The organism is Bradyrhizobium sp. Mp19, assembly GCF_029952935.1.
GTDB classification, from domain to species: Bacteria; Pseudomonadota; Alphaproteobacteria; order Rhizobiales; family Xanthobacteraceae; genus Bradyrhizobium; species Bradyrhizobium elkanii.
This window is the reverse complement of the sequence record NZ_JASAUT010000001.1, coordinates 483,599-506,710: the sequence shown is the minus strand read 5'-3', so window position 1 is coordinate 506,710 and position 23,112 is coordinate 483,599. Positions and strand designations below refer to the sequence as shown.

The 23,112-nt window shown below is 62.6% G+C and carries 22 protein-coding genes; 3 read left to right on the top strand and 19 right to left on the bottom strand.

Annotated elements, in window-relative coordinates; translation table 11 throughout:
- Positions 1-22: 22 nt before the first annotated feature.
- Positions 23-997 carry an AraC family transcriptional regulator gene (locus QJT82_RS02290; protein ID WP_080687041.1) on the bottom strand — a complete coding sequence of 325 codons (975 nt, stop codon included), beginning with the start codon at positions 995-997 and terminating at the stop codon, positions 23-25.
- Between the two features lie 752 nt (positions 998-1,749).
- Here QJT82_RS02290 and QJT82_RS02285 point away from each other — a divergent pair.
- Positions 1,750-2,490 (top strand): hypothetical protein, encoded by a 741-nt coding sequence (locus QJT82_RS02285; RefSeq protein ID WP_028344990.1) that lies wholly within the window; start codon positions 1,750-1,752, stop codon positions 2,488-2,490.
- A gap of 219 nt (positions 2,491-2,709) precedes the next feature.
- On the opposite strand, the gene QJT82_RS02280 is transcribed toward QJT82_RS02285, so the two are convergent.
- From QJT82_RS02280 to QJT82_RS02265, 4 genes are all read right to left on the bottom strand, one after another.
- Positions 2,710-3,390, bottom strand: coding sequence for a cupin domain-containing protein (locus tag QJT82_RS02280; RefSeq protein ID WP_028344991.1), 681 nt, complete (start codon positions 3,388-3,390; stop codon positions 2,710-2,712).
- A gap of 91 nt (positions 3,391-3,481) precedes the next feature.
- A complete protein-coding gene (locus QJT82_RS02275; protein ID WP_028344992.1) occupies positions 3,482-4,792 on the bottom strand; it encodes a tetratricopeptide repeat protein in 1,311 nt (436 codons plus the stop codon).
- A complete protein-coding gene (locus QJT82_RS02270) occupies positions 4,789-5,664 on the bottom strand; it encodes a hypothetical protein (RefSeq protein WP_028344993.1) in 876 nt (291 codons plus the stop codon). The genes QJT82_RS02275 and QJT82_RS02270 overlap by 4 nt, the downstream gene beginning before the upstream one ends.
- A complete protein-coding gene (locus QJT82_RS02265) occupies positions 5,661-6,866 on the bottom strand; it encodes an MFS transporter (RefSeq protein ID WP_245288972.1) in 1,206 nt (401 codons plus the stop codon). Before QJT82_RS02265 ends, QJT82_RS02270 begins: the two co-directional genes overlap by 4 nt.
- A gap of 177 nt (positions 6,867-7,043) precedes the next feature.
- Here QJT82_RS02265 and QJT82_RS02260 point away from each other — a divergent pair, with 177 nt between their 5' ends.
- Entirely contained in the window at positions 7,044-7,919 is an 876-nt protein-coding gene (locus QJT82_RS02260; protein WP_051448203.1) for a helix-turn-helix transcriptional regulator, read from the top strand.
- Between the two features lie 135 nt (positions 7,920-8,054).
- On the opposite strand, the gene aspT (QJT82_RS02255) is transcribed toward QJT82_RS02260, so the two are convergent.
- Both aspT (QJT82_RS02255) and aspT (QJT82_RS02250) read right to left on the bottom strand, forming a co-directional pair.
- A complete protein-coding gene (gene aspT, locus QJT82_RS02255) occupies positions 8,055-9,749 on the bottom strand; it encodes an aspartate-alanine antiporter (RefSeq protein ID WP_028344995.1) in 1,695 nt (564 codons plus the stop codon).
- A 26-nt stretch (positions 9,750-9,775) separates the two neighbouring features.
- On the bottom strand, positions 9,776-11,467 hold the full coding sequence (aspT, locus tag QJT82_RS02250; RefSeq protein WP_028344996.1) for an aspartate-alanine antiporter: 1,692 nt from the start codon (positions 11,465-11,467) through the stop codon (positions 9,776-9,778).
- Between the two features lie 366 nt (positions 11,468-11,833).
- Here aspT (QJT82_RS02250) and aspD point away from each other — a divergent pair, with 366 nt between their 5' ends.
- Positions 11,834-13,459, top strand: coding sequence for an aspartate 4-decarboxylase (gene aspD, locus QJT82_RS02245; protein WP_028344997.1), 1,626 nt, complete (start codon positions 11,834-11,836; stop codon positions 13,457-13,459).
- A gap of 103 nt (positions 13,460-13,562) precedes the next feature.
- Here aspD and QJT82_RS02240 read toward each other — a convergent pair whose 3' ends face one another.
- The 12 genes from QJT82_RS02240 to QJT82_RS02185 all read right to left on the bottom strand — a co-directional run bounded on the left by QJT82_RS02240 (position 13,563) and on the right by QJT82_RS02185 (position 23,002).
- Positions 13,563-14,300, bottom strand: a complete 738-nt coding sequence (locus QJT82_RS02240) for an outer membrane beta-barrel protein (RefSeq protein ID WP_018271002.1) — start codon at positions 14,298-14,300, stop codon at positions 13,563-13,565.
- Between the two features lie 212 nt (positions 14,301-14,512).
- Positions 14,513-14,743, bottom strand: a complete 231-nt coding sequence (locus tag QJT82_RS02235) for a hypothetical protein (protein ID WP_028344998.1) — start codon at positions 14,741-14,743, stop codon at positions 14,513-14,515.
- Between the two features lie 248 nt (positions 14,744-14,991).
- Positions 14,992-15,285, bottom strand: coding sequence for an HdeA/HdeB family chaperone (locus QJT82_RS02230; RefSeq protein WP_028344999.1), 294 nt, complete (start codon positions 15,283-15,285; stop codon positions 14,992-14,994).
- Between the two features lie 23 nt (positions 15,286-15,308).
- On the bottom strand, positions 15,309-15,605 hold the full coding sequence (locus QJT82_RS02225; RefSeq protein WP_028345000.1) for an HdeA/HdeB family chaperone: 297 nt from the start codon (positions 15,603-15,605) through the stop codon (positions 15,309-15,311).
- A 54-nt stretch (positions 15,606-15,659) separates the two neighbouring features.
- A complete protein-coding gene (locus QJT82_RS02220; protein WP_028345001.1) occupies positions 15,660-16,088 on the bottom strand; it encodes a universal stress protein in 429 nt (142 codons plus the stop codon).
- Positions 16,089-16,276: 188 nt separating this feature from the next.
- A complete protein-coding gene (locus QJT82_RS02215) occupies positions 16,277-16,699 on the bottom strand; it encodes a hypothetical protein (protein ID WP_028345002.1) in 423 nt (140 codons plus the stop codon).
- 29 nt (positions 16,700-16,728) lie between these two features.
- The gene (locus QJT82_RS02210) at positions 16,729-17,661 is read right to left on the bottom strand and encodes a DUF2950 domain-containing protein (protein ID WP_028345003.1); all 933 of its coding nucleotides are present in this window, start codon (positions 17,659-17,661) and stop codon (positions 16,729-16,731) included.
- Positions 17,658-19,373 carry a DUF3300 domain-containing protein gene (locus QJT82_RS02205; protein WP_035634348.1) on the bottom strand — a complete coding sequence of 572 codons (1,716 nt, stop codon included), beginning with the start codon at positions 19,371-19,373 and terminating at the stop codon, positions 17,658-17,660. The genes QJT82_RS02210 and QJT82_RS02205 overlap by 4 nt, the downstream gene beginning before the upstream one ends.
- 87 nt (positions 19,374-19,460) lie before the next feature.
- On the bottom strand, positions 19,461-20,825 hold the full coding sequence (locus QJT82_RS02200) for a TAXI family TRAP transporter solute-binding subunit (RefSeq protein WP_028345005.1): 1,365 nt from the start codon (positions 20,823-20,825) through the stop codon (positions 19,461-19,463).
- Between the two features lie 76 nt (positions 20,826-20,901).
- On the bottom strand, positions 20,902-21,315 hold the full coding sequence (locus QJT82_RS02195) for a hypothetical protein (RefSeq protein WP_245288951.1): 414 nt from the start codon (positions 21,313-21,315) through the stop codon (positions 20,902-20,904).
- A 24-nt stretch (positions 21,316-21,339) separates the two neighbouring features.
- Positions 21,340-22,572 carry a biotin/lipoyl-binding protein gene (locus QJT82_RS02190; RefSeq protein ID WP_028345007.1) on the bottom strand — a complete coding sequence of 411 codons (1,233 nt, stop codon included), beginning with the start codon at positions 22,570-22,572 and terminating at the stop codon, positions 21,340-21,342.
- Positions 22,565-23,002 carry a hypothetical protein gene (locus tag QJT82_RS02185; protein WP_028345008.1) on the bottom strand — a complete coding sequence of 146 codons (438 nt, stop codon included), beginning with the start codon at positions 23,000-23,002 and terminating at the stop codon, positions 22,565-22,567. The genes QJT82_RS02190 and QJT82_RS02185 overlap by 8 nt, the downstream gene beginning before the upstream one ends.
- Positions 23,003-23,112 lie beyond the last annotated feature (110 nt).

Here is a 23,112-nt window from a genome sequence, read left to right as displayed (position 1 = left end):
CGCACTGTAAGGGGTCGCAGGATCACTTCTGCTTCCCCATGGTTGCGGCGCGCACGCCTGATGGCGTCTCGCCGAAGCGCTGGCGGAACATGCGATTGAAATAAGAGACATCACCAAAGCCTACTGCAAACGCAATTTCGATGATGGCCAAATGCAGATAGTTTGGGTCCGTCAACATCGCGAAAGCACGCTCAAGCCGGCATCCCGCAAGGTGCTCGGTGAACGACTTTCCCGTCTCCTCGAGCAATTTTTGTACGTATCGCCGCGACATGCCAAGCGCCCTAGCGACATTGTCCAGGTCAAAATTGGGATTGCTGAAGTGTTGCGCGACCTCCTCCAGGATCGCCTGCCGCTTCGCTGCCTTCACACCGCGCTCAGTAACAATGTTGGCAGCTTCGGCGTTCGGCCCTAGCGTTGCAGCCGCGAGATCGAGGAGATGTAGACCGGCGGCGGAGATCAGTTTTGATGACGGAGGTTCTTTGAAGGATGCGAGCGACCGCAGATAGCGGTGGAGAAGCGTAAGCGCCGGTCCCGGACATACCGGTCGACCTGATAAATCTTGCGGTTGCGCAACCAGGGACTTTAGGGCAGCGGCCTGCACGGTCACGAAACTGACACTGCCGCCACGTGGTCCAAATATTCGCAGTGGCCTTCCCCGATCGACCAAACAAGCAGAGCCCGCGCCATAGACATGTTCCTGGCCAGCATTTGCAAATTGCACCGGTCCAGCCTCGATGATGTTCAGTCCGAATTGGTCACGGCTATCCTTGAGATGATTTTTCTGACGGATAAACTCGACCGGCGTCGTGACAAGGCGGCAAACGCCAACCGCGCCAAGCGGCAAGTAGGTAACGTCGATCCGCGGGCGGCCACCGCTGTGGTCTATCACGTCCAACGCGAGGTTCAGCCGCGCAAATTCCTCACGGAACGTCGAGAACCGCGAGCGCTCCGGCAGCATCTTGGTCGACCACCGCAAAAGGTGAGATGACGTTGGCATCTCGACCTCCCGTCTTGGGGCTGCCCTTCAGAAATCATTACAAACGGCGCGTCAATTAGGCAATCGTAATCGATAAGGTCCGTGACTGGCACATAGCTGAAGATCTCAATGACCTTCGAGAATGCCGGCTCTGCGTGAGTGAACGCATTTCCAGCGCTCGGGATAAGGGCGAGTCACCACTTGGGAGGCCGCGCTTCTGACGGCACCGTAAGAATACGGACCCGGGATAAAGTGGCACAAATCGCACTTTCCTCGCGAGAAGCTCCAAACCTACACTAAAGTGGTCCCATTCGGTTTGGGGGCGCGCCAATGGCCGAGATAGTCTTCCGCGCCGGCATCATCGTGCCGGGGCTTTGCCCAATCGCGCTAGCTGCCGCTGCACTGCTGGTTTAAGAATTTTGGGCACTTGGCCCGCACGCGCCAAGCGGGCCAGTAGCAGGCCCCAGCAACGAGCCTTTCCCCTACACAGGCCCCCATGTTGCTGGGGCCACTCAATTAAAGAGGGCGCCTCAGCTGGCGGCCTCTTCAATTTGATGCGTGCCCACTTTGCCTCTTGACCCGTCGCGTCATTTCGTTCGATGCGGAATTTGATCGCTACCGGAGCACAGCGAGCTCTCGCGAGCCGTCAGCTCGGCAGCTTTATGGGTTCACGGCCTCGTTCCACGAAACTGGCCCCATTGCGCGCTTTTTTCTTTGATCATTGATTTGTTGGGAAGCGCTTCACCCGCCCAGAGCTACGAATTTCCGAGTACGTGCGCACGTACCTCGAGGAAAGGAAACGTCTCGCATCGGCGTCAGTTGCGAAGAGACAAGGTCTTGAGCAACAGCTCGGAAAACTGAACAGGGAGATCGACCGACTGGTTGATGCGATCGCAAAGGGACTCGGAGACCCATCCATTCTTGGCCCAAGATCGACGGCCTTGGGTGCCGAACGAAAGCGCATCTCCGAGGAGCTGCAGAATGCACCGCCGGCCGCAAAGGAAGTTGCGCTGCATCCGGCTATTCTGAAGCGGTATGAGGAACAACTCGGCCGTCTTGAGGAAGCGCTAGCGAAGGGTATCAGCGCGGGCGACGGAGAGGCCGCCGAAGCCATCAGGGACCTCGTCGAGACCGTCACCGTTTTCCGCGATCCAGAGCGGCCAGGCAGCGTAACTGTGGAGATCGCAGGCCGGCTAAATGCCCTGCTGGGCGAAAAGGCCTATCCGAACCGCGTCAAAGGAGTGTGGGGAAAGATAGTAGGGGGGGAGCGCTACCAACCCACACTGCATCTGTTCTCAGTCAGACCACCAAAGCCGCGCGATGCTGATGCGGCGGCTCCGACAATTGAAATTGGTTCGTCAGCGAAAGTGCCCTGCCCTGCGAAAATTCATGTCGTGCATGTCCGCCTGTCTGACGGGGGCACCCCGTTCGAACCTGCTCACATTGCCCGCCGTGGGATTTTTCTTGATCTCCCGGTGCACACGTCGTGCACACGCCACCTTCTAATTGGTTGAAAAAATTGAACTCTCGCTCCAATCCATCATCGGGGCGACGGAAAATTTCCATGTCATCTCAATTGCGTAGCCGTAACATCGGTTCGATGCAACATGATGTTTCGGAACGCTGCCCCGGCGGAACAGGCCCGGCCCAACCAAAATATCGAAAACAACCCCATGCAAAGTAGCTTCGCCATTGCAAGGAGCTCAGCGCAGAGGCGGTCAGGATTGTCGCGGCTACCCGGGAAGTCGACAGACATCCGGATGCAGCAGCGGCGCTTCCCTGATCCAGATTTTCACGCCCTGCGGGCCAACCCTTGCTTTCAGGTCGACGCCGGCGGGTAGCCGACCCCAGCCCTGCGGCTGCAGCGTCTCGCACCCGATCGTCAGTCCCCCCGATAGAACAAAGAACTCGAGCCCGCGCGCGTTCGCAAGGCTGATGACTTCACCCGGCCGCCAGTCTTCAAGGCGGACCTCCTCGTGGCCGTCGTCAAATAGCACGCTGACGCTGCTTGCACCGGGGCGCGGCGCAACCTGTTGGCCCTCACCTGGCTGACGCACGACCTGAGTCCGGTCCTCGTCCCGGAACTGCCAGAGCCGCACGAAGATCGTACAGCCGTCCTTCGAGGCGGGGACATGCGACGTCCCGGGAGGGTTGCGGAAGTAGCTGCCCGCGGGATAGTCGCCGTGCTCATCCTGAAAGGTACCTTCAAGGACGACAATCTCTTCTCCGCCGCCATGCGTATGACGCGGGAAGGCGCTACCGGGAGCATAGCGCACGATCGAGGTGGCGCGCGCGACTTCGCCGCCAATGCGGAACAGCATGCGCCGATCCACGCCGGCCGACGGACTGGCCACCCAGTCCAGTTTCGAGGCGTGAACGATAACGGGCTTCGACAGATCATCGTTGATGCGCATCGTTACTCTCCCTCAGGTGGCGCCATCCAAAACCCACCGCTTCGCCATTTCGGATCGCTTGACCAGTGCAGGTCCCTAAACCAAGCCGCGTTTAGATCCCCGCGAGCGGAACGCCACTCACCGCATTCTGCGGTCGTCGTGACGCGATCAGCCGCCGCGCCTCGTCGGCTCGACCACTGCGCAGCAAGGCGCAAGTCACCGAGTATTCCAGCAGGTCGCGCTGGGCGCGGCTGCCTCCAACCCTTTCATGGGTTGCCAGGACGGGCCTTAGCTCATCGACGACCCGTGCCCAGTCGCCCTTGGCCAAACCATCGAAGCCGCGCGCGATGGGCACCACCATGTCCGCGGCGGGTCCCTTCGGGTTCTCAATGATGCCAGCCAGAGCCTCCGCATCGCCGGCCATTGCAAAGGCGAGCGCGCTGTGCATGTCGGCAAAGATGATCCCCGAGTTGGGAAACCACTTCGCCGCATACTGGCTGATCTCGCTCCACAGTTCCGGATGTCGCGGCTCGCCTGCCATCTCCGCGCGCGCAAGGAACGACGCGCAATCGGTGAGGACATTGATTTGCGGCCCCCACGAGCCGCCCGGATGCAGCGCCTCACGATAGATCTTCCAGGCTTGATCCCGCCTGCCGGTCTCCAGCGACCACAGGGCAAGATGCCAACTGATATGGCAATGCAGTTGCCCCTCGCGTGGGTAGGCGGCGTTCCATCGCTCGAGGTAAGCCAGCCCCTCCTCGCGCTGTCCTTTCTCATAGAACAGATGGGCCTTGATATGCGCAGCGTGAGCATTGCGGGGACAACCACGAAGTGCGGTCTCGATATTCCTGAAACCACTGTCGAGCCTGTGCAACTCGATTTCGGCAAACGCGAGCACCGTTCGAAACCACCAGTCATCGCCGTAATGGGTTGCAAGCGGCTCCAGCATCGCCAGTTGCTCAACCTCGCGGCCGGACTTGCCCGAGAAGCCGATCAAGCCGAACACACCGGTGGCCGGTGCCAGCACCATGGCATCGCGCGGCCAGTGCTTCATATGTTCGGCGATCGCCGAAACCGCCGCAGCGCCTTGACCACTCAGAATCTTGGCAAAGATCGCAATATGACCTTGCTCGCGCGAAGTCGTAGCCGGCGCCAGCGCGATCGCGCGTTCGAGCGGCGCTTTGGCTTCGTTGCCGCGACCGAGCAGTTGCAGGGTTCGCGCAAGCGCGATGTGCGCCAGCGCAAAACCTTCGTCGGCGGCGATCGCGTCGCGGAATGCCTGGTCAATTCCCGAGCCGGCCGCGAGCAGCTTGTCGACGCCGGCGACATATGCGTCGCGGGCGGCGGCAGAGCTTGTGCTCAAGGGGTTACCGTAACGGTCTTCAAGAACGCGCACCCGATTTCCCATCGAACTCTCGGTCATTTTGATGACACTCCCTCCATGGAAACCTGCTTGGCTTTGGCTTGCCGCTGGCGGCGCTCATCACCCAGCTTGAGCAGCCGCTCTCGATCCTCTGGATTTACTCTTCCATACCGGGGCCGCCAGAGGGAACCGTCCTCCTTCCACGCAAATGGCGCTTTCACAGTCGTTCGCGGCGCCGTCGCCGTGTCAAAAAGGGCGAGCGCCTGGCGCATGATTTCGCGCTGCATGTCCGGTCGCCAGGGATGCCCGCAAGGATTGCCCAGCGGGAAATCCGTGAAATAGAACCGCGGCACGCCGCAGTGCTCCACGACATCCTGCGCCGAGCCGATAATGACCGTCGGAATGCCGTTCGCTTCCAGATGCCGGGCCACCAAGCTTACGGTCTGATGACACACGGGGCAAAGGGGGCAAAGGATCGCAGCATCCGCCCCGTCTTTTCGAACCCGTGCCAGGACTTCAGGTGCATCCTCCGCGTTCGTTTTCCGTTGGCTGTATTCTGTCGGCACGCCGTGAAAGTGCCGGGTCAGTCCGATGAGGGCGCCTTCGCCGACCAATCCGAAAGCGGCTTCTACCGGCAAGAAGCTGCCGGGATCATTGGTGTGGGTCGACTCCTTGTCCCATGCAACGTTGTCGGTAAACAGCTTCCGGGGCGGCGGCGAAACCACACCCGACCACACCCGTTTGACGCCGTCAAAATCCGGCGGACTGGCCGTGGTGATCAGTGCGATGCGCAGGTCCGACGATGGTTTGGCAGGTTTGGTGAAAGGGACATCATCAAAGCTCGCCCAGACATAGTCGTTGTCGTAACCAAGGGCACGGTAATATTGGCGCGTTCGCTCCATATATTGAACCGGGGTTTCCGCGACGCTCATGTGGGTTCTCCTCGAGACGCTAACTTGGTCGTGCGGCGGGCCGGTATTGCAAAGCCGATGAGGGCCAGCAACGCGCCGAGCAGTGGTGCGAACGACAGCATCAGGACGGCCGACCAGCCGAAGGACGACAGCAGCCCGCCCGAAAGGAAGGAGCCGACGGTCATCGTGCCGAAGACCACGAAGTCATTGAGCGACTGGACGCGCGCTTTTTCCTCGGGGCGATGGCACTCCAGAACCATCGCGGAGGCGCCGATGAAGCCGAAGTTCCAGCCGATCCCGAGCAGGCTCAGCGTCGCGCAGAAATGCACGACATCGATCCCGAGCAGGCCCACCGACGAAGCGGCCGCAATCAGCACCAGCCCGACCGCGACGATCGCGGATGCGCCGAAGCGCGTGATCAGGCGGCCCGTCCAGAAACTCGGGGCGTACATCGCGATGACGTGCCACTGCAGACCGAGATTGGCCGATTCCTGAGGCAGCCCGCAGAGCTTCATCGCCAGCGGGGCAGCGGTCATGAGGAAATTCATGAGCAGGTAGGAGACGACCCCGCAGATCACGGCCAGGATAAAGCGCGGCTGCCGGGCAATGACAGCGAGCGGCCTTCCGGCCTTGAGATGCGTTGCAGTCAGCGGAGGAAGCTCAACGCCCGCCAGAATGACCGCGGAGAGCGCCGCAACCACCGCCTGGCCGACAAACGTCGCGGCAAAGAGGTACGGCGCCCACAGGTTCATGGTGTGCGTCACAAGCTGTGGACCGATCACACCGGCGAACACACCGCCGGCCATCACGGCCGAGAGCGCGCGCGGACGCCGTTCAGGTGCTGCGCAATCGGCTGCCGCAAAGCGGAAAGAGAGCACCACGGCCGCGTAGACGCCGCCAAAGAAGGTCCCTGCGCAGAAGAGCGGGAATGACGCGTTGAGTACCGCGAGGAGCGCAATCAAGCCTGCGAGGACGCCGCTGCCTGCACCGAGCAGGAATGTCGTGCGCCGGCCATAGCGCTGCGCGACAGCGCCCGCTGGCAGCGTGCACAGAGCCATGCCGACGACAAAAACCGAGACCGGCAGCGTCGCAAGTGCCTTGGTGGGCGCCAGCATGTCGCCGACCACGGCCCCGGTTGCATAGACGACCGTGGAATTGGCGCCTGCGAGCGCCTGGGCGACGGCAAGCCTTGCGACATTGCTGCGCTCTCGGCGAATAGCGATCGGCGCCGCATGGCTGGGAGCGGAAAAATTGAAGTTCACGCTGCGGCTTGCTCCGCCGTTAGATGTCCGTCGACGAGACGTCGCCGATCAGACCGGTGGCGGTCCACCGGGCCGTGGATCACCACGTCGGAGCTAAGGAGAAATCGCTGGACTTTTCTCTCTACAGATTGCCAATTTATGTCGATGAAACGTCACCCTTCGCCAAGGAATGCCGGCTGGAAGACGGTCGATGCCCCGCACGGCCTCGGCTCGCCGAAGCCTTTGATCGTTCGGGTGCAGTCTCTTCCCGCGAAGGGCTATTTCGCCGAACACAGTCACAGCTGGAATCAGCTCGTCTACGCGATCTCAGGCGCGCTCACCGTGAACGCGGATGGACGGAGCGTCGTCATTTCTCCAGAACAGGCCGTCTGGCTGCCGGCCGGTACGAAGCATTCGGTCGGCTCCCTGATGGGAGCGGAATTCCGCAGCCTCTGGGTCGCCAATGCTGCCAGCCAGGGGATGACGTCCGGCACGACGGTCATCCATGTGTCCCCGCTCCTGCGGACGCTCATCGTGGAAGCCGCGTCGCTGAAAAGCGAGGATCGTCACTACGCCGCTCGCGTCATCGCGCTCATCCTCGATCAGTTGCGGCGGGCGACGCCGATCTCGGCAGCGTTACCTTGGCCCACCCACCCGGGCTTGCTGGCACTCTGTGAAACCCTCTACGCCGATCCCGCGAATCCTCGCCACGCCGAGAGATGGGGGCGTGAGATCGGCATGTCGCCGCGAACCTTGACGCGGCACTTCGAGCGCGAAGTCGGCATGAACCTGCGCGCATGGCGCCAGCGTCTCCGCCTGCTCAAGGCTATCGAATTGTTGGGCAGCGAACTGCCGATCACCGAGATCGCGTTGCGGCTGGGTTACTCATCGGCCTCAGCATTCATATTCATGTTTCGCTCCGAAATGCGCATTAGTCCCCTGCAACATCGACGCAATCTAGGCCACGCGGCCAGCGGAGGGACTTCATCAAGGCGTCGATCCGGACCTCAAGATGCGCCCCACCGGTCGCGCTGACCCTTCAGCCCCAGGGACTCGCTGGAAACCGTAGTTCAGCTCGGAACAGGCAAAATACGGTCGTCCGGACCCCGGGGGAGGCTTGCTAGTGCGCGACTCTCAATGGCGAGGTAGGCGCGGGCCGTCCCTGCCCTGTCATCCAGCGAAAACGACGACCATGACCGATCCCCAGGTCGTCAGCAGAATATTGGAGATCGGATAGGCGGGCGTGTAGCCAAGCACCACCACTGAGCTGCCCGAGCGCTCCTGAATGGCCGCCATCGCGGCCGTGACCGTCTGTGCGCCGGTCAGTGCACCGAGCAAGAGGATCGGGTTCATGCGCAACACGAAATGGCCGAAGCAGAAGCCGACGATCTGCGGCAACAGGGTGACGATCATGCCGCCCAGCAGCAGCCCGATGCCCGACTCGCGTATCGCGGAAAGGAAGATCGGCCCGGCATGAATCCCGGTCAGGCCGACGAACGCCGCCAGTCCGAGCGACGTCATCAGGCTGATGGCGCCGTCGGGGATCCGGCCGAAATACGGCAGACGTGTGCGGAGATAGCCGACCAGAAGTCCGGCGAGCAGCGTGCCGACGCTGGTGCTCAGCGAGATCGTGACGCCACCAACCGAAAAACTCACGAGAACGCCAAGCAGGCCGCCGAGGAAAATCGCGAGCCCGAGCACCACGAAATCGATCGTGGTACTCGGCGCAACGATGACGCCGATGCTCCTGGCGGCATTCTGCACCACAGCTTCAGGACCCACGATACGCAGCATATCGCCGCGCTCCAGAACCGTGCCGGCAGCGATCGGAAGCGCTTCATCGCCCCGGCTCACCGAGCGCAGATAAAGGCCGCGCGTCCAGTCTTGTTCCGACGCCTGCTGGAGACTGCTGCCTGCGAGCTTCGCGTTGATCAGGAATACGTCTGCCGAGATCAGCGGAATATCGAGGAGCTCCCGGTCCTCCACCTCCTCCCCGCGCGGTCCGATCAGTTCGACGATGATCTGACGCGGCGCCGACAGCGCGACGACATCACCTGCCGCGACCACCGTTGCAGGCTCCGCCTCGAGGATGCGCTCGCCGCGACGGATACGGTGGATGAATACACGTTGCCCGGGCACGCGAGCTTCGGCGGCCGCAACTGTCAATCCGACGATCGCAGCGTGAGCATCCAGCCGGTAGGCGCGCAGTTCGAACTTGCGCCAGGCCGACGCGAGGCCGGGCTTGGCGCGCGTGATGCCCAGGGTCTGCTCCAGCTTGAGCGCTTCCGTCTTCAGATCGATCTTCAGCAGCGCCGGAACGACGATCGTGCAGAACGTGATCACGCCGGCGTAACCGAAGATGTAGCAGACCGCATCCGCCACCGCGATGTGCGAGACAAACAGCGCGCGCTGTGCCTCGGACACTGGCAGGGAATTGACCGCGTCGGTCGCCGTACCCATTGCAGCGCTCTGGCTGAGCGCGCCCGACATGAGCCCGGCGGCAAAGCCGGGGTCGAGCCGCAGCACGCGTGCCACGACGATCGCTGCCGCAAGGCCGGCGAGGCTCACGACAACGGCCATCAGCATCGGCTTCAGCCCGTCGCGCTTCATCGCCAGCACGAATTGCGGGCCGACTGAATAGCCGACCCCGAACAGGAACAGCAGGAACAGGAACGATTTGGTCATGCTTGAGACGGGTACATGCGCAAAATCGCCGACCGCGAGTCCTGCGAACAGCGCGCCCGTCACCGGGCCAAGGCTGAAGGCGCCGATCCTGAAACTCCCGATCCAGTAGCCCGCCGCGATCACCAGGAACAGCGCGAGCTCCGGATAACGAACGAGAAATTGCGCCAGCCAGCTCAACATCGTCTCAACACGGTCCCGCGCCGCGGCTATGTCATCATCATCACCAGCACCATGCCCCAGATCGTCAGCAGCGTGTTTCCGACCGCGTAGGTGACGGTGTAGCCGAGACCGGGAATCTGGCTCTTCGCGCGGTCGTTGATCATGCCCAGCGAGGCGGTCGTGGTGCGCGCGCCGGAGCAGCATCCGAGCAGGATCGCGTCGTGGAAGCGGAACACGTATTTGCCGACAAACATCGCCAGGATCAGCGGCACGGTGGTCACGACGACGCCCCAGAGGAACAGGCTGAAGCCGAGCTTTTGCAGGCCGGCGACAAATCCCGGGCCCGAGGAGATTCCGACCACGGCAATGAAGACGTTCAGGCCGACAGAGTTCATGAACCACACGGTGGGTGACGGGATGCGGCCGAAGGTCGGATGCACGGACCGGAGCCAGCCGAAGAACAGGCCTGAGATCAACGCGCCGCCGGAGGTGGACAGCGTCAGCGGCACGCTTCCGATCTTGTAGACGAACGCGCCGACCAGGGCGCCGATCGCAATGGCGGCGCCGATGAACGCGACGTCGGCAACGTCTGTCGCACGATCCGGCCGGCCCAGCAGCTTTGTGGTGGCGGCGACATCGGACGTGCGGCCGACCAAGGTGAGGATGTCGCCCCGATTGATCTTGGTGTTCGGCAGGATCGGAATCTCGGTCGCGATCGCGCCCCGGGCGATCCTGCGCAGGAATACGCCGCGAGCGCCCGGCTCCTTCGCCAGTTGCTCCAGCGTCTTGCCGTCGACGTCCTTGCTGGTCACGTAGACATCGACGCCTTCGATCGGAACTGCCAGCAGCTCGCGATCGTCAACCTCCTCGGCCTGCTCGCCGATCAGCTGCACCAGCACATCGCGGCGCCCGGCGACGGCGACGACATCGCCGGCATGAATCACGGTATCGGAGGTTGCCTCCGCGATCTTTCCGCCCCGCCGAAGCCGGAGGACGAAGACGCGATGATCGGGAATCAGCGCCTCGGCCTGCTCAACCGTCTTGCCAACGACCGGCCCACGCTCGCTGACGCGGTAGGCACGCAGATCGAACTGGTGCCAGGCCGTGCCCGGGCCGCCCAGCTCCTTCTTGCCGCCATGCTCCTCCTCGTATTTCTTGCATGCGGTCTCGAGATCGATCCCGAGCAGCGCAGGCCCGAGCAGCGCCAGCACGATTGCCGACCCAACCGTGCCGAAAATATAGGTCACGGCATAGGCGACCGGCATGGCATCGAGCAGCTTCTTGGCTTCGTCTGCGGGCAGACCAAGGCGATTGATGGCGTCGGTCGCGAGCCCCATCGACGCGGAAATCGTCTGCGAGCCAGCATAGAGCCCGATGGCCGATCCGACGTCGTAACCGGCGAGCTTGGCGCCGAGATACGCCGACAGCAGACAGAAGACGCAGACCACCGCCGCGAAAACGGCCTGCGGGACGCCATCCTGCGCGATGCCGCGCACGAATTGCGGTCCGACACCGTAACCGATTGCAAACAGGAACATCAGAAAGAAGAACGGCTTGAGCGGCCCTGATATGGTGATTCCGATCTGGCCGATGATGACAGCGGCGACCAGTGTCGCGGTGACCGCGCCCAGTCCAAGCCCCTTATAGGTGAAGGAACCGAAATAGTAGCCCAGGGCCAGCGAGAGGAAGATCGCAATTTCGGGATAGGTGCGGAGCGTCTGGAAGAGCCAATCGATCATGATGTCACCCGTTCATGCTGTCCCGGGGCTTCGGCGTGCGCCCGCTTCGATCTCGTGCAGGGGTGGCCGAAAAGGGCGAGCAACCGTATCGGCCGACATCAGATGGCGGTTGGCGAGCAGGATGTTGATCTATGTCAACCGCAGCTGCGAGAGCTTTGCGATTTCATGATCTTGCCGACACCACGCGGCCTGCCGCGCACATTGCATCGTGAGCGGCAATCCGTCGCAGCGATCGCATCGCCGGCGCGCGACCGTTGACATAGATCAAGGCTCGTCACCGGCCGCCGATCATGCTGCGCGCGATTGCGCAGGCAACAGAGCCTGTCGCCTCCATTCCAACAGCTTGCACCGCCCCGGGAGTGTCAAATGGCCGATCTTCTGACCCTGAAGAAATTCGAGGCGCTGAGCCCCTTCGAGATCAAGGACGAGCTGATCAACCTCGCGAAGAGCAATTCGAAGCGGAGCCAGATGCCCTTCCTGAACGCCGGGCGGGGCAATCCGAACTGGGTGGCGACGACGCCGCGCGAAGGTTTCTTCCTGCTCGGACAGTTCGCCATCACCGAGAGCAAGCGGGTGATGGAGCATCCGGCGGGAATCGGCGGCATGCCCCAGGCAAACGGCATCGCCGGCCGGTTCGAGGCCTGGCTCAAACAGCACAAGGACATGCCGGGCGCGAGCTTCCTGACCGAGATGCTGCCGTTTGCGGTCAAGAAGTTCGGCTTCGACCCGGACGCCTTCGTCCACGAGCTGGTGGATTCGATCATCGGCGACAATTACCCGGTGCCGGACCGCATGTTGGTGCACAACGAGAAGATCGTGCACGAATACCTGATGTGGGCGGTTTGCGGCGAGCCCCGGCCGGCCGGCAAGTTCGACATCTATGCGGTCGAGGGCGGCACGGCGGCGATGTGCTACCTCTTCAAGTCGCTGAAAGCCAATCGGCTGCTGGTGCCGGGCGATACGATCGCGCTGGCGACGCCGATCTTCACGCCCTACATCGAGATGACGCACCTGGAAGATTACGACCTGAAGGTCGTTCAGATCAGGGCTCCGCAAGAGAACAAATTCCAGTTCACCGACGAGGAAATCAAGAAGCTGGAGGATCCGAAGATCAAGGCCTTCTTCGTGGTCAATCCGTCCAACCCTCCGGGGATGGCGTTGAGCAAGGAGACGGTTGCCAAGCTGGCCAATCTGGTCAAGACCAAGCGCCCCGACCTGATGATCCTCACCGACGATGTCTATGGCACCTTCGTGCACGGGTTCCGTTCGCTGCTCGGCGAGCTGCCGCACAACACCATCGGCGTCTACTCCTATTCGAAGTATTTCGGCTGCACGGGATGGCGGCTGGGGGCCATCGCCATCAACGAGGACAACATCTTCGACAAGATGATCGCCAAGCTTCCGGACGACGCCGTGAAGGCGCTCGACAAGCGCTACGGGCCGCTCACGCTCGAACCGCGCAAGCTCAAGCTGATCGACCGCATCGTCGCCGACAGCCGCGACGTGGCGCTCAATCACACCGCGGGATTGTCGTTGCCGCAGCAGGTGATGATGAGCCTGTTCTCGCTCGCGGAGATGATGGACGTGAAAAAGGCCTATCAGGCGGCCTGCATGGAGATCGTCAACAAGCGCCTATGGTCGCTGCTCGACGGCCTCGGGCTGGCCGACAAGCTAAGCCCCAATCCGAACTACGATGCCTACTACGCCCTGATCGATTTCGAGTTCTGGGCCCGGAAGAACATCGGCGACGATGCGGTTGAATACCTGAAGAAGAACGTCCACCCGCTGGACCTCGCGTTCAGGCTGGCCGAAGCCCACGGGATCGTGCTGTTGAACGGCGGCGGATTCGATGCTCCGGAATGGTCGCTTCGCGTGTCGCTCGCGAACCTCGCTGACGATGTCTATGACGACATCGGACGCGGCGTTCGGACGATCGCCAGAGGCTATCGCGACGCCTACGAGGCAGCGAAGGGCGGAGCCGCAAAGCGCTGACGACGGTGTTTGCCGCGCGTCGAGCGTCTGATCCGGCAGTGCTGAAGCAAAGGAAGAGCCCCGGCGATGGTGCCGGGGCTCAAATTACATGGGCTCACGAAGATCAGTATCTCGCGACGACCGGTCCGCCGAACCGATAGTTCAAGCGTATCGTCAAGAGATCCACGTCTTGTCCGATCCGGTTGGCAGCGCCGGCCACGATGGGATTGACGACCGAGAACGTGTTGTTGGCATCGCCCATGAAAAGACGGTCATATTCGAGCCCGACGGACCAGTTCGGAGTGAAGCCGTATTCGAAGCCCACGCCGACGGTGCCGCCCCAACGGGTCGACGTCGCCGACGCGACCCCAATTCCCCCGACCGTGGTCCAGATGTCATAGCGATTGCTGGTGACCGCTGCACCGCCCTTCACGTAGAACAGCGCGGCATCCCAGGCCCAGCCGAGCTGGCCGGTGAAGAGACCCAGTCCATCGGTCTTCGTTGTCGTCGAGAACCTCGGATCGATCAGGCTGAGGCGCGAGCTCTTCAGGTCCGCCCAATCACCCTGTCCTTCCAGGCCGAACACGAACTGGCCTGCCTGCCAGCGATAGCCGAGTTGTCCGCCGAAAACGCCACCGGAGCGCGAGCTGCACCCGTCGGCCACGACACCTCCGAGGGCGGGGAGGAAATCCCAGCAGGTGCGGCTCTCACCCCAACCGCCATTCGCACCGATATAGAAGCCGGTCCAGTTGTAGACCGGCGGAGGGACCGGCACAGGCGCCGCCTTGACGGCCATGTCAGCAGACAACGCCGGCGTGGCCATGCCGACAATCGCGGCGACAGAAAGCAAAAATCTCTTCATGGAATGATCTCCGGGTCTCTTCGCGTTAATCGAGAAAAGCAGTCCTTGCGCTCGCCCAATCGGGCAGTGGTCGAAGCCTAGATATGAGTCACGAAAAGCCACGTGCCAAAATGGCAACACTCAAGGGCAAACGAAACACCGTGCTCGGGCTCTGCCTTCAACTTCGGTGCAGCACGAAGCTCGTCGTGTCGGAGAGGCAGCGCCGAGCCGGCTCACTGTTCGACGAGCCAATCGGCAATGTTCTGCGAGGGGATCAATTGCCTGGGGAGGTGCGGATTGATGGTGCCGGCAAACACGACCAGCCCTTCGTCCAGTTTTGAACGCGCGAACGCCTTGGCTTCCGATTCGCTTGCAAATGTCCTGGTCTCGCGAGGGCTGCGCGCCCTTCGAGCCAACAGACCACGTCGGCGAATTTCATAAGTGACATACCAGATGGCCGACACCGCGACACCGGGCGAGAGCGAACAGCCCTAGCGACACACCATCTGGCCGGCGGCCGCGCCTTGACCTTGGTCAAGGGCCCGGACCGTAAAAATACGGGCGCCGCGGCCCGAGTTGAGGGAGAAGCGGTTCGATCAGAAGCGCGAGTGAACCGCGACGAGCCTGCCGACCGTTGGCATCGCGGGCTTCACCTCCGGCCCGAGAAGGACAAGGATGCCGTCCAATGCCTGCACGTTCGCAAGGACGATGATCAGCGCCAGTTCTTTTGCATCGCATTCATTACGGTGTCTGCCTTGTGCGACTTGCAGTACTTGCCGATTACCTTGCCGTTTCGCTCGACGTAGCGAAAATCGACGACGGTCAGGTTCTTCGATGCGCTGAAATAGCCCGACATCCACGAGCTGATCAGCGTTTGTCTTTCCTGGTCCGACTCCAGCAATTGCTTGCAGGTAATGAGAGACAGATCGACGACGACCTGCGCTTTGGCCACGACGCTCGTGGCGAGGAGTACAACGGTCGCAATTGCAGGAATCGATGGTTTCATTGTTATCTTCCAACCCTGTTTGATCACTGGCCGGCCGTAGAGCGCTCAAGGCCGGCCATCACGGTCTGAGTGGGATTGGTCGCGCACCACGCCTTCACGCTTGCGACATTTCGCGCATACGCGTTGAGATCGACAAAGACGTATCCCTTCTTTTGATTGAACCAGCCGCTCATCCAGGCAGAAAATATGGAAGAATCGCCCGGGGACATGGCGAGGTACTGCGAGCAAGTTATCCGCGCCATATCGACGCTAGTCTGCGCCTGCAGCGGGCCCGACAACGCCGCACCGGCAAGAGCAAGGCACACAGTGATTTTGTTCATTTCGATTTCTCCCAAGCTCCGTGCACGGTGATTTCTATCCGGCGATCTGCGCCCTCACTGACAGACAAGGACCGGAGTCTTTGCTTGCGCCAGCACCTTGTTTGTCACACTGCCGATGAGAAGCTTGGAGAGCCCGCTGCGCCCGTGCGATGACATAACGATGAGATCGCAGCCCTTATCCCCGGCTGCTGCGATGATGGCTTGATGGGGTTGCCCGCTCTCGACTTGGCTTGTCTCGCAGGGAACGCCGGCCTCCCTGGCCGCGTGTGCGGCGCGATCCAGCGCGCTCGTGGCCTCTTCCTTGCGTATCTCGGCAAATCTCGCGAGCAGATCACGGTACCGCCCTCCTATTTCCGAGAGCGGCTCAACGACGAAGATGACCGATACTTTGGCTCCGACGGATTTCGCCAGCGCCAACCCCTGCTTCACCCCTTGCTCCGCCAGTTCCGACCCATCTGTCGGAATGAGAATGTGCCGGTACATGCCTTAACCTCCCGGTTATCTGGATGACGTATCGCCGCCCGCCAAATGCAAGCTGAACCTGAGCCTCGGGCCTGGCCTTGAGATAGATCAATCCATCGCTCAGCGCCGCACCCCGGACGCTGATCGTCGCTCGGCGGAGCCGCCTTCCACCTGCGGCCCATCTGAGGCAGGGCGAATCCAGCGGGGGTTCACCGCAGCGAAATCGTCAGTCCGCCCAGATTGGCGGCGAATTCCAATCCTGCTTTCGGTCCCTTGAGCATGAGCACAACGCCCTGTTCATTTCGCAAGCTCACCCCGCCTACGCCACCGGCCCATGCGCCACCGGCTCCGACCAGCGTGTAGCTGCCGGCGAAATCGTTGACGTCCCTGATGCCTGAGGCGGTACCTTCCAGCCAGGTCACCGACGCACCGGCAGTCACGCCGAGGCTGAAGCCGGACGCGATGAACCGATAGTGCCGCCCGCGGTAGGTCAACGTGCCGCTGCCGCCGCCGCCGCCCACGACGAGCGCCGCCTTCACGAACTTGACCTGGACGTGGCCGACGGCCTGTGCGAAGCATGGCGCGACCAACAGGACCATCGCCGCAAGCGCCAGTATGACGGAACGGATCATGGATCGCGTCACTGCGGTCCCCTCCTCGCTCAGGGATTTGTCGGGTCCACTTTCTTCCAGGTGTGATCCGGATCGAAAACGATCATGCGCTTGGCGAGGAAATCGGTGCGTGGGCCGAGATCCTTTTGATAGACCGTGCCTGCGTGGTTGACCAGGAAGGTCATGACGCCGGAATTGCCGTATTCGGCGGGATAGGCGACCAGCGCGAATCCACCGATCATCTTGCCCTTCACAACATAGTTCAGCGCGCCGCCCGGGGCGTCGGAGCCCTGTGCCTTCAGGATCCGATAGTAGTAGCCGTGATACGGCATGCTCTGCTCGCCGACCTTGTAGCCTTCCGCAGCGGCCTGGGCGGCCAGCTCGCCGAGCGGGCTTGGATCCTTGTCGTCGCGCCAGAACAATCCGTCCGTCTTGCCCGGCCGGCTGACGATGCGCTGCGCATATGCGCCCACACCCTCGCCGCGATCCTTCTCTGCGTATTCGTTCTGTGCATCGACATAGGCAAGACTGGTCTGGATCGCGGCCAGCTCATTGCGGCCGATCCTGCGGTAGAGGATTTCGCGCCGCCCCGCGGCCGCGTCGAAACTCCAGCCGTCCTTGTTGTTGACGATCGGGATCGGGAACGGGAAATCGTCCCTCCCCAGAATCAAGGTGGCTTTCTTGTTGTCGTCAGCCTTGATCGAATGCTTGGCGTCGTAGGCAGAAAGAAAGCTCTCTCGCGCATTGGCGTCGGCGACATCGTCCCCCGACTCGATGATGTCGGCGGCATCGCGGCCCAGCACCTTCAGCATGGCCCGACTGGTGCCGGCCTTGACCGCGGTTGCCAAGGCAGATGCCGCGTCTTCCGGATTGGGGAAACCTTGCTGGGCGCGCGCAGGAGACAGCAGCAGAGCAAGTGCTGTTGCCGCGGCCACGCCGATGGAGACAATACGATCCAGTCGCGAGTCCGAAGAGCCTGTCATCGTGATGCCTCCGACGGGGATGGAATCTTCGCGCCGGCGGCAAGCCAGTCGTTGTAGCTGCGGAACCTGAGTCCGAGCTTGTCGTAATAGACCCTGAGATAGCCGTCGGCGCCGCGCGTCACCGCCGCCGGCATGACCTGCGCGACCTCCTGCGCCATCACGCCGACATAGCTCTTGTCGCTACCGAGATAGCTGAAACGATAGTAGCCGAGGCCGTTGGCGAGATGTCCAAGCAACTCGATATCGTGCTTGAGCGCGATGTCGGAGCGTCGTCCACCGCCGCCGCCGCGGAAGCCGCCACCTCCGCCACCACCGCGGAAGCCGCCTCCGCCCATTCCACCACCACCGCGGCCGGCAAAACTTGCGCCGCCGCCGCCGCGCGGCATGCTGGCCATACTCGATCGCCCGCGCGCCGATGCCGCCGCAGCTGCCCGTCCGGACGATACGTTCATGGCGCCACCGCGACTGCCACCGCCACGATTCGCCGCAGCTGCGCGGTTACCGGCATTGCCGCGGTTGGCGGCCTTTGCGCGATCGCCACCGCCCTTGGCCTTGTTGCCGGCACCGGCGCGGTCGCCGCCCTTGGCGCGATCGGCGGCACCGGCACGGTCACCACCTTTGCCGCGATCGCCCGCACGGTCTCCGCCGCGGTCGCCTCCACGGTCTCCGGCCCGATCTCCCGCCCGATCTCCGGCGCGATCACCGCGGTCTCCTGCCCGGTCACCGGCGCGATCTGCGCCCGGGCGATCGCCGCCGGGCTTGAGAACCTGCTGACCATCGCGGCCGCGAAAATCCATCCGATCGCCGGCACCGGCCCGATTGGCGTTGCCGCCGAAGCGCTGCTGGACGTTGCTGTTGTTGTAGCGGACGCCCTGGCGATGCGCCGGATTGTGCTGCCAGCTGTTCCCGATATTATTGACCCTGTTGAAATTGTTCACATAGACGTTGCGATTGCCCCAGTTGAAGCCGCCGCCCCAATAATTACCCCAGCGTCCGATCGCCCATCCGGCGCCGAAGGCAAGACCTGCCGCGATCACCCCGGCGCCGATATAGGACGGATAGCCGAAATAATACGGCGGATAGTCTGCATAGGGCCACGTGCCATAGACCGTCGCGGGATCGTAATAGGGCACGTAGACCGTGTTGGGATCGGTCTGCTCGATGACGATGACCTGCTTGCTCTCCTGAGTCTGGACGCTGACCTTCTGCTGCTTGGTCGTCACCAGCTTGTTGTTGGCCTGCGCCTTGCTGCGCAGCCGCTGGATCGCATCCATGACGTCGGGCTGCTGCGCCAGCACGGCATCGCCCAGATTCTTCGTCCAATCGATCTTGTCGCTCATCATTGCGAGCACGTCGGCGGTGCTCGTGAGCGCCTTCACGCTGTCATCCCAGGCCTGCTTGTCGACCTCGGCCTTCAGCGCATCCCCTTTCAAGCTCTTGCGCTCCTTGAGCCAACGATCGGCCTGCACGACCTCGAGCGGATAGGTCGACGCCGCCAGCACGTTGGCGAGCAGCGAGTCCGGATAAAGCGCGATCGGCGCCACCAGGGCTTCCAGCTGTTCCGGCTTCAGGAGCTGATCGGCAGGCTGCGTTGTTGCCGCGGCCGGCTGGCTGGCCTGGGCCGGCGGCTTGTCAGCAGTCTGCGCGGTTGCGGCAACGGACGTCACCGACACCAGCACAACCGCAAGCAGAGTCTTGCCCCAACGGAACATCGCGACCTCCATCGACACCAACGGTCGACAGCATCGGCCGCAGTCCCGTCCCCTCCTTGATCAAGATCAAGGAAACGGCCCTTCCGTTCAGCTTTCGGCTCGGCTTTCGGCTTGGTGGCTTTCGACTTGGCTTTCGGCTTGGCCCGGCTGTCGTGACGCAAGGTGGATGCGGCGATCGTGAATCAGGTTCTCGAGCCGATGGGCCGCAACGTTCACCGCCGTGACGGCGCGCTCGGCCTTGTCGTCCGCAACCGGCTGGTCGCGCTGCGTTCGCAGCACCTGGTCGATTTCGCGCTCGATCTCTTCCAGCTCCGACTCGCGCCCGGCCGCGCGGACCCGAGGCCCCAACGCGTAAAGCGTGTCGAGCGCCTCCTCGCGGCTCGGTGTCTCGACCGGTCGGAGGAATTTCCACGCTGCCGCAAGCACGGACGCAAGTCCGCCGGCGATCATCGGCGCCAGGAAGATCGCATTGCCCCACTGGTCGAGAAAACTCTCCCTGGTCCCCTCATAGACCGCCGCCGCCCCCGGATGCACCGGGATGTAGGCGCCTGCGTCGGTATCGGGCGTAGCGATCTGCGAGAGTGCCGGCAGCTCGGCAAGCAAATCCCGTCGCGCATTCATGATCGACTGCGTCAGGTCGCCGATCAGGTCATTCCCGAGCTTCTTCTGCGCCACCAGATAGAACGACGTCTGCAGCGTCGTCAGGTCATCAGCAGGAATAGGCGGCGAGCCGCGCAAGGTCCCCTTCGGTACATCGAAGCTTTCATAGGCGCGCTCCTTTTCGGCGATCGCTCCGGCGGACTCGATGGCGATCATCACCGGGCCGGCTCGCGTGGTGCGCGAGAAGACATTGCGCAGCAGCGAAAGATACTTTTCGGTCAAAGGCATGACGAGCAGGATCGCCCGGACTTCCTTGGCATCGAGGGCCCGGCGCGCGTCCGCGGGGGCGAGCGGTTTGAACGTCACGCCCGCGCGCGTCAGATCGTATTCGTCGGTCAGCACCTTGATCAGCTTCTGATTGGCCTCGGCGCCGATCACACCGATCGCGGCGCGTTTCAACTCCGCCACGTCCGATATCGCAGCGCCGGGCGGCGCGACCAGCAGGACGGTGGCGTGGGCCAACACGATGACGGCCTGGGCCTGCGAGAGATCGCCGACGTCTCCACGGACGACCGCGAGGTCGACCTTTCCGGACGCGAATGCCTTGGCGGACTCGAGCGGTCCCGGCGTCTGGACCAGGCTGAGCCGGACTGGCGCTTTCGACTGGGCGAACTTTCCTGCGATCGCCGAGACCAGCCTGCCGGCCTCGCCGTCCAGCGAGCCAACCGCGATCGTCAAGGTCGTCGGCTGCTCATACCATCGATACGCCAGCAAGCCGGCGCCCGCTGCCAGAAGGGCGATACCCAGCACCAGGACGATGCGGAATGACCTCGGCAACCTGCTCGGATCCATGGCCCGCTACCCAATCGGTCCGGCGTCAGCCGACAACGGTCTGGCGGTGCTGAGCCAGCGCGGGGAGCGGACGCCTCTAGATCTTGCAACGATGATAGTTGACCTCCATCCCCTCGATGCCCGGGAACTGGCGCGTGATCGTATCGTCGTCGACGGCCTTAAGGAAGAACTGCACATTCGATACCATGATTCCGGATGCGCAGCCGACGATGATGTTGATGTTCTGGCCGTCGTCCTTGCGCGATTTGATCTTGCAGTTCTCGAACTTGCCCCGCAGGCGATCGGGCTCGGCGATGAATCCGCCGCCATAGACGCCAGAGAAGTTCGTGAAGGTCAGCTGGTTCGCCCGGCCCTTGTGGGCGAACACCTTTCGGCATTGCTCGGCGCTCGTGGCCCAGGCGCCCGTGAGATCGAAAGCGTGCGCGTAACCCGGCAATCCGAAGATCATGCCCGTCGCCACGATTGCACGAAACTTACCGTCCGGTTTCATATGCTGTCTCCCTGTTCGCGCCCGTCAGTGACCGCTTAACACCAGCGTCTTGATCGGCAGCAGCAGAGCTTGAATCCGAAGCAGCAAGGCATGAACGAGTGCAGTCGCGTCGACGGCGTGCAGGGCAAAGCCTTTCAACGTGCCGGTTTTCGGATCGTCGATCGCGTCATGATTGCTGGTGTAGGCATTGACGATGCAACTGCTGCCTGGTGTCACGCCGTCAAGGCCGCCCTTGTAAAGCGGCTCCAGGAACACGAGGATCGAACCTGGCTTTTGCAGGTTCTGCGGGTCGATCAACAGCTCGCTGGCCCGAAACTGGCCCGCGGCGATGAAATCCTGCACGCTGGTGACGACCAACGGAATGATCACCCAGGGTTTCGACATACAGGTGGCTTCCGCGACCATGCCGGGCTTCATCACCTGGGCCTCGATCTGCCCGAATCCGGCCTGCAACCTGTCGCGGCCCGCTTCGTCCGGTATCAGGATTCCGGCCGGCCGCATGATCTGGGCGACGAGGTCCCCGGGGCGAACGAGGAATTGCTCGACGCGGCCATTGACGCCGGCACGGACGAAAGTCTTGTCGAGATCCACCTGCGCCTGCGCCCGCGCCGCCTCGGCGCTCGCCTTCTCGGCCGGCAACAGCGTGGAAACCCGCAACGCCGCCGATTCCCTGGCGGCGCTGGCGGCATCGACGCCGGACTGCCGCTGATCAACCAGCACCTGCAGCTTCTCGATGTCGCGTTGCGGCACAATGCCGGGATTGCGGCGCTGCAACTCGCTCTTCACCTCCAGCTCGTCCTTGGCTTGCTGCAAGGAGGCTTTCGCCTCCCCGATCTGAGCGTCCGCCTTGACGACGTCGGCCTGCGCCGCGATCAACGACGCATCGACCTCGGCGATCTTTCGCTTGGCGGTCTCGAGCGCCGCCTCCTGCTTCGAACTGTCGAGTCGGAACAGAACGTCGCCCTTCTTCACCGGCGCGGTGAAGTCGACATTGACCTCGACGACACGGCCGGAGCCTTCGGGCAGGATCGGCACGGTCCTGAAGTAGATCGCCGCCGAGGTTGTCGAGGGATGAAAGTAGAAGATCATCGTGATCAGCGAGATCGTGAGCATCAGGCAGCCGGTGATCCCCCATCTCAGTTCGTACCAGACGGAGAAGAACGTGATCTCCTTGCCGAACCGCTTGCCCTGCCGATAGCGGCGGTAGAGGTAATCCGGCAGGATCGTCACCAGCGAGCAGATCATCAGCTCAAGCATGGTTGTGCACCTCTTGCTTGGCGGGCGTCCGGACGTCGGGACTGCCGCCAGGTACGGATTCGGCTTCCGGTTCGGCAGCGCCCGGCGTGGCGTCGGCTATGCGCTCGACGGAATCGGCGATGCTGCGCATCGGCGTGCCGAAATCCGGCAGGTCGATGAGTGCCAGCAACAGGCCGGCGACCCAGAAGGTATGCATGTGGGTGAAAAGCGATATCAGGCCGAGGACGGCGACGATCTCAAACTGAAGTTTCTGGCTCTTGTGCGCCATGCGCTCCGGCAGGCTGTGCAGCTTCCAGTACAGAGTGCCAACCCAGAAGACTGTGGCTACGAGGAAAATGCCCATCACCACCATCAGGGTGTCCGACCCGTCGGCGCCGGGAATGAAAAACGGCAAATGATGGGGGGCCGCCGGATGCATCTGCTCGCTCAAGCCAAGTCTCCCGGTCGCAATAACACCGCAAGCGAATCTTGATCGACACTGCTGACGATCCTATCGCGCTTGCTTGATCTGGATCAAGGAAGCCGATCGGCCCATCCCTA

Excerpts from the sequence above, each read along its gene's own strand:
- QJT82_RS02290 (WP_080687041.1), bottom strand. The coding sequence starts at position 997 with ATGCCAACGTCATCTCACCTTTTGCGGTGGTCGACCAAGATGCTGCCG.
- QJT82_RS02280 (WP_028344991.1), bottom strand. The coding sequence starts at position 3,390 with ATGCGCATCAACGATGATCTGTCGAAGCCCGTTATCGTTCACGCCTCG.
- QJT82_RS02275 (WP_028344992.1), bottom strand. The coding sequence starts at position 4,792 with ATGACCGAGAGTTCGATGGGAAATCGGGTGCGCGTTCTTGAAGACCGT.
- QJT82_RS02270 (WP_028344993.1), bottom strand. The coding sequence starts at position 5,664 with ATGAGCGTCGCGGAAACCCCGGTTCAATATATGGAGCGAACGCGCCAA.
- QJT82_RS02260 (WP_051448203.1), top strand. The coding sequence starts at position 7,044 with ATGTCGATGAAACGTCACCCTTCGCCAAGGAATGCCGGCTGGAAGACG.
- aspT (WP_028344995.1), bottom strand. The coding sequence starts at position 9,749 with ATGTTGAGCTGGCTGGCGCAATTTCTCGTTCGTTATCCGGAGCTCGCG.
- aspT (WP_028344996.1), bottom strand. The coding sequence starts at position 11,467 with ATGATCGATTGGCTCTTCCAGACGCTCCGCACCTATCCCGAAATTGCG.
- aspD (WP_028344997.1), top strand. The coding sequence starts at position 11,834 with ATGGCCGATCTTCTGACCCTGAAGAAATTCGAGGCGCTGAGCCCCTTC.
- QJT82_RS02240 (WP_018271002.1), bottom strand. The coding sequence starts at position 14,300 with ATGAAGAGATTTTTGCTTTCTGTCGCCGCGATTGTCGGCATGGCCACG.
- QJT82_RS02230 (WP_028344999.1), bottom strand. The coding sequence starts at position 15,285 with ATGAAACCATCGATTCCTGCAATTGCGACCGTTGTACTCCTCGCCACG.
- QJT82_RS02225 (WP_028345000.1), bottom strand. The coding sequence starts at position 15,605 with ATGAACAAAATCACTGTGTGCCTTGCTCTTGCCGGTGCGGCGTTGTCG.
- QJT82_RS02220 (WP_028345001.1), bottom strand. The coding sequence starts at position 16,088 with ATGTACCGGCACATTCTCATTCCGACAGATGGGTCGGAACTGGCGGAG.
- QJT82_RS02215 (WP_028345002.1), bottom strand. The coding sequence starts at position 16,699 with ATGATCCGTTCCGTCATACTGGCGCTTGCGGCGATGGTCCTGTTGGTC.
- QJT82_RS02210 (WP_028345003.1), bottom strand. The coding sequence starts at position 17,661 with ATGACAGGCTCTTCGGACTCGCGACTGGATCGTATTGTCTCCATCGGC.
- QJT82_RS02205 (WP_035634348.1), bottom strand. The coding sequence starts at position 19,373 with ATGTTCCGTTGGGGCAAGACTCTGCTTGCGGTTGTGCTGGTGTCGGTG.
- QJT82_RS02200 (WP_028345005.1), bottom strand. The coding sequence starts at position 20,825 with ATGGATCCGAGCAGGTTGCCGAGGTCATTCCGCATCGTCCTGGTGCTG.
- QJT82_RS02195 (WP_245288951.1), bottom strand. The coding sequence starts at position 21,315 with ATGAAACCGGACGGTAAGTTTCGTGCAATCGTGGCGACGGGCATGATC.
- QJT82_RS02190 (WP_028345007.1), bottom strand. The coding sequence starts at position 22,572 with ATGCTTGAGCTGATGATCTGCTCGCTGGTGACGATCCTGCCGGATTAC.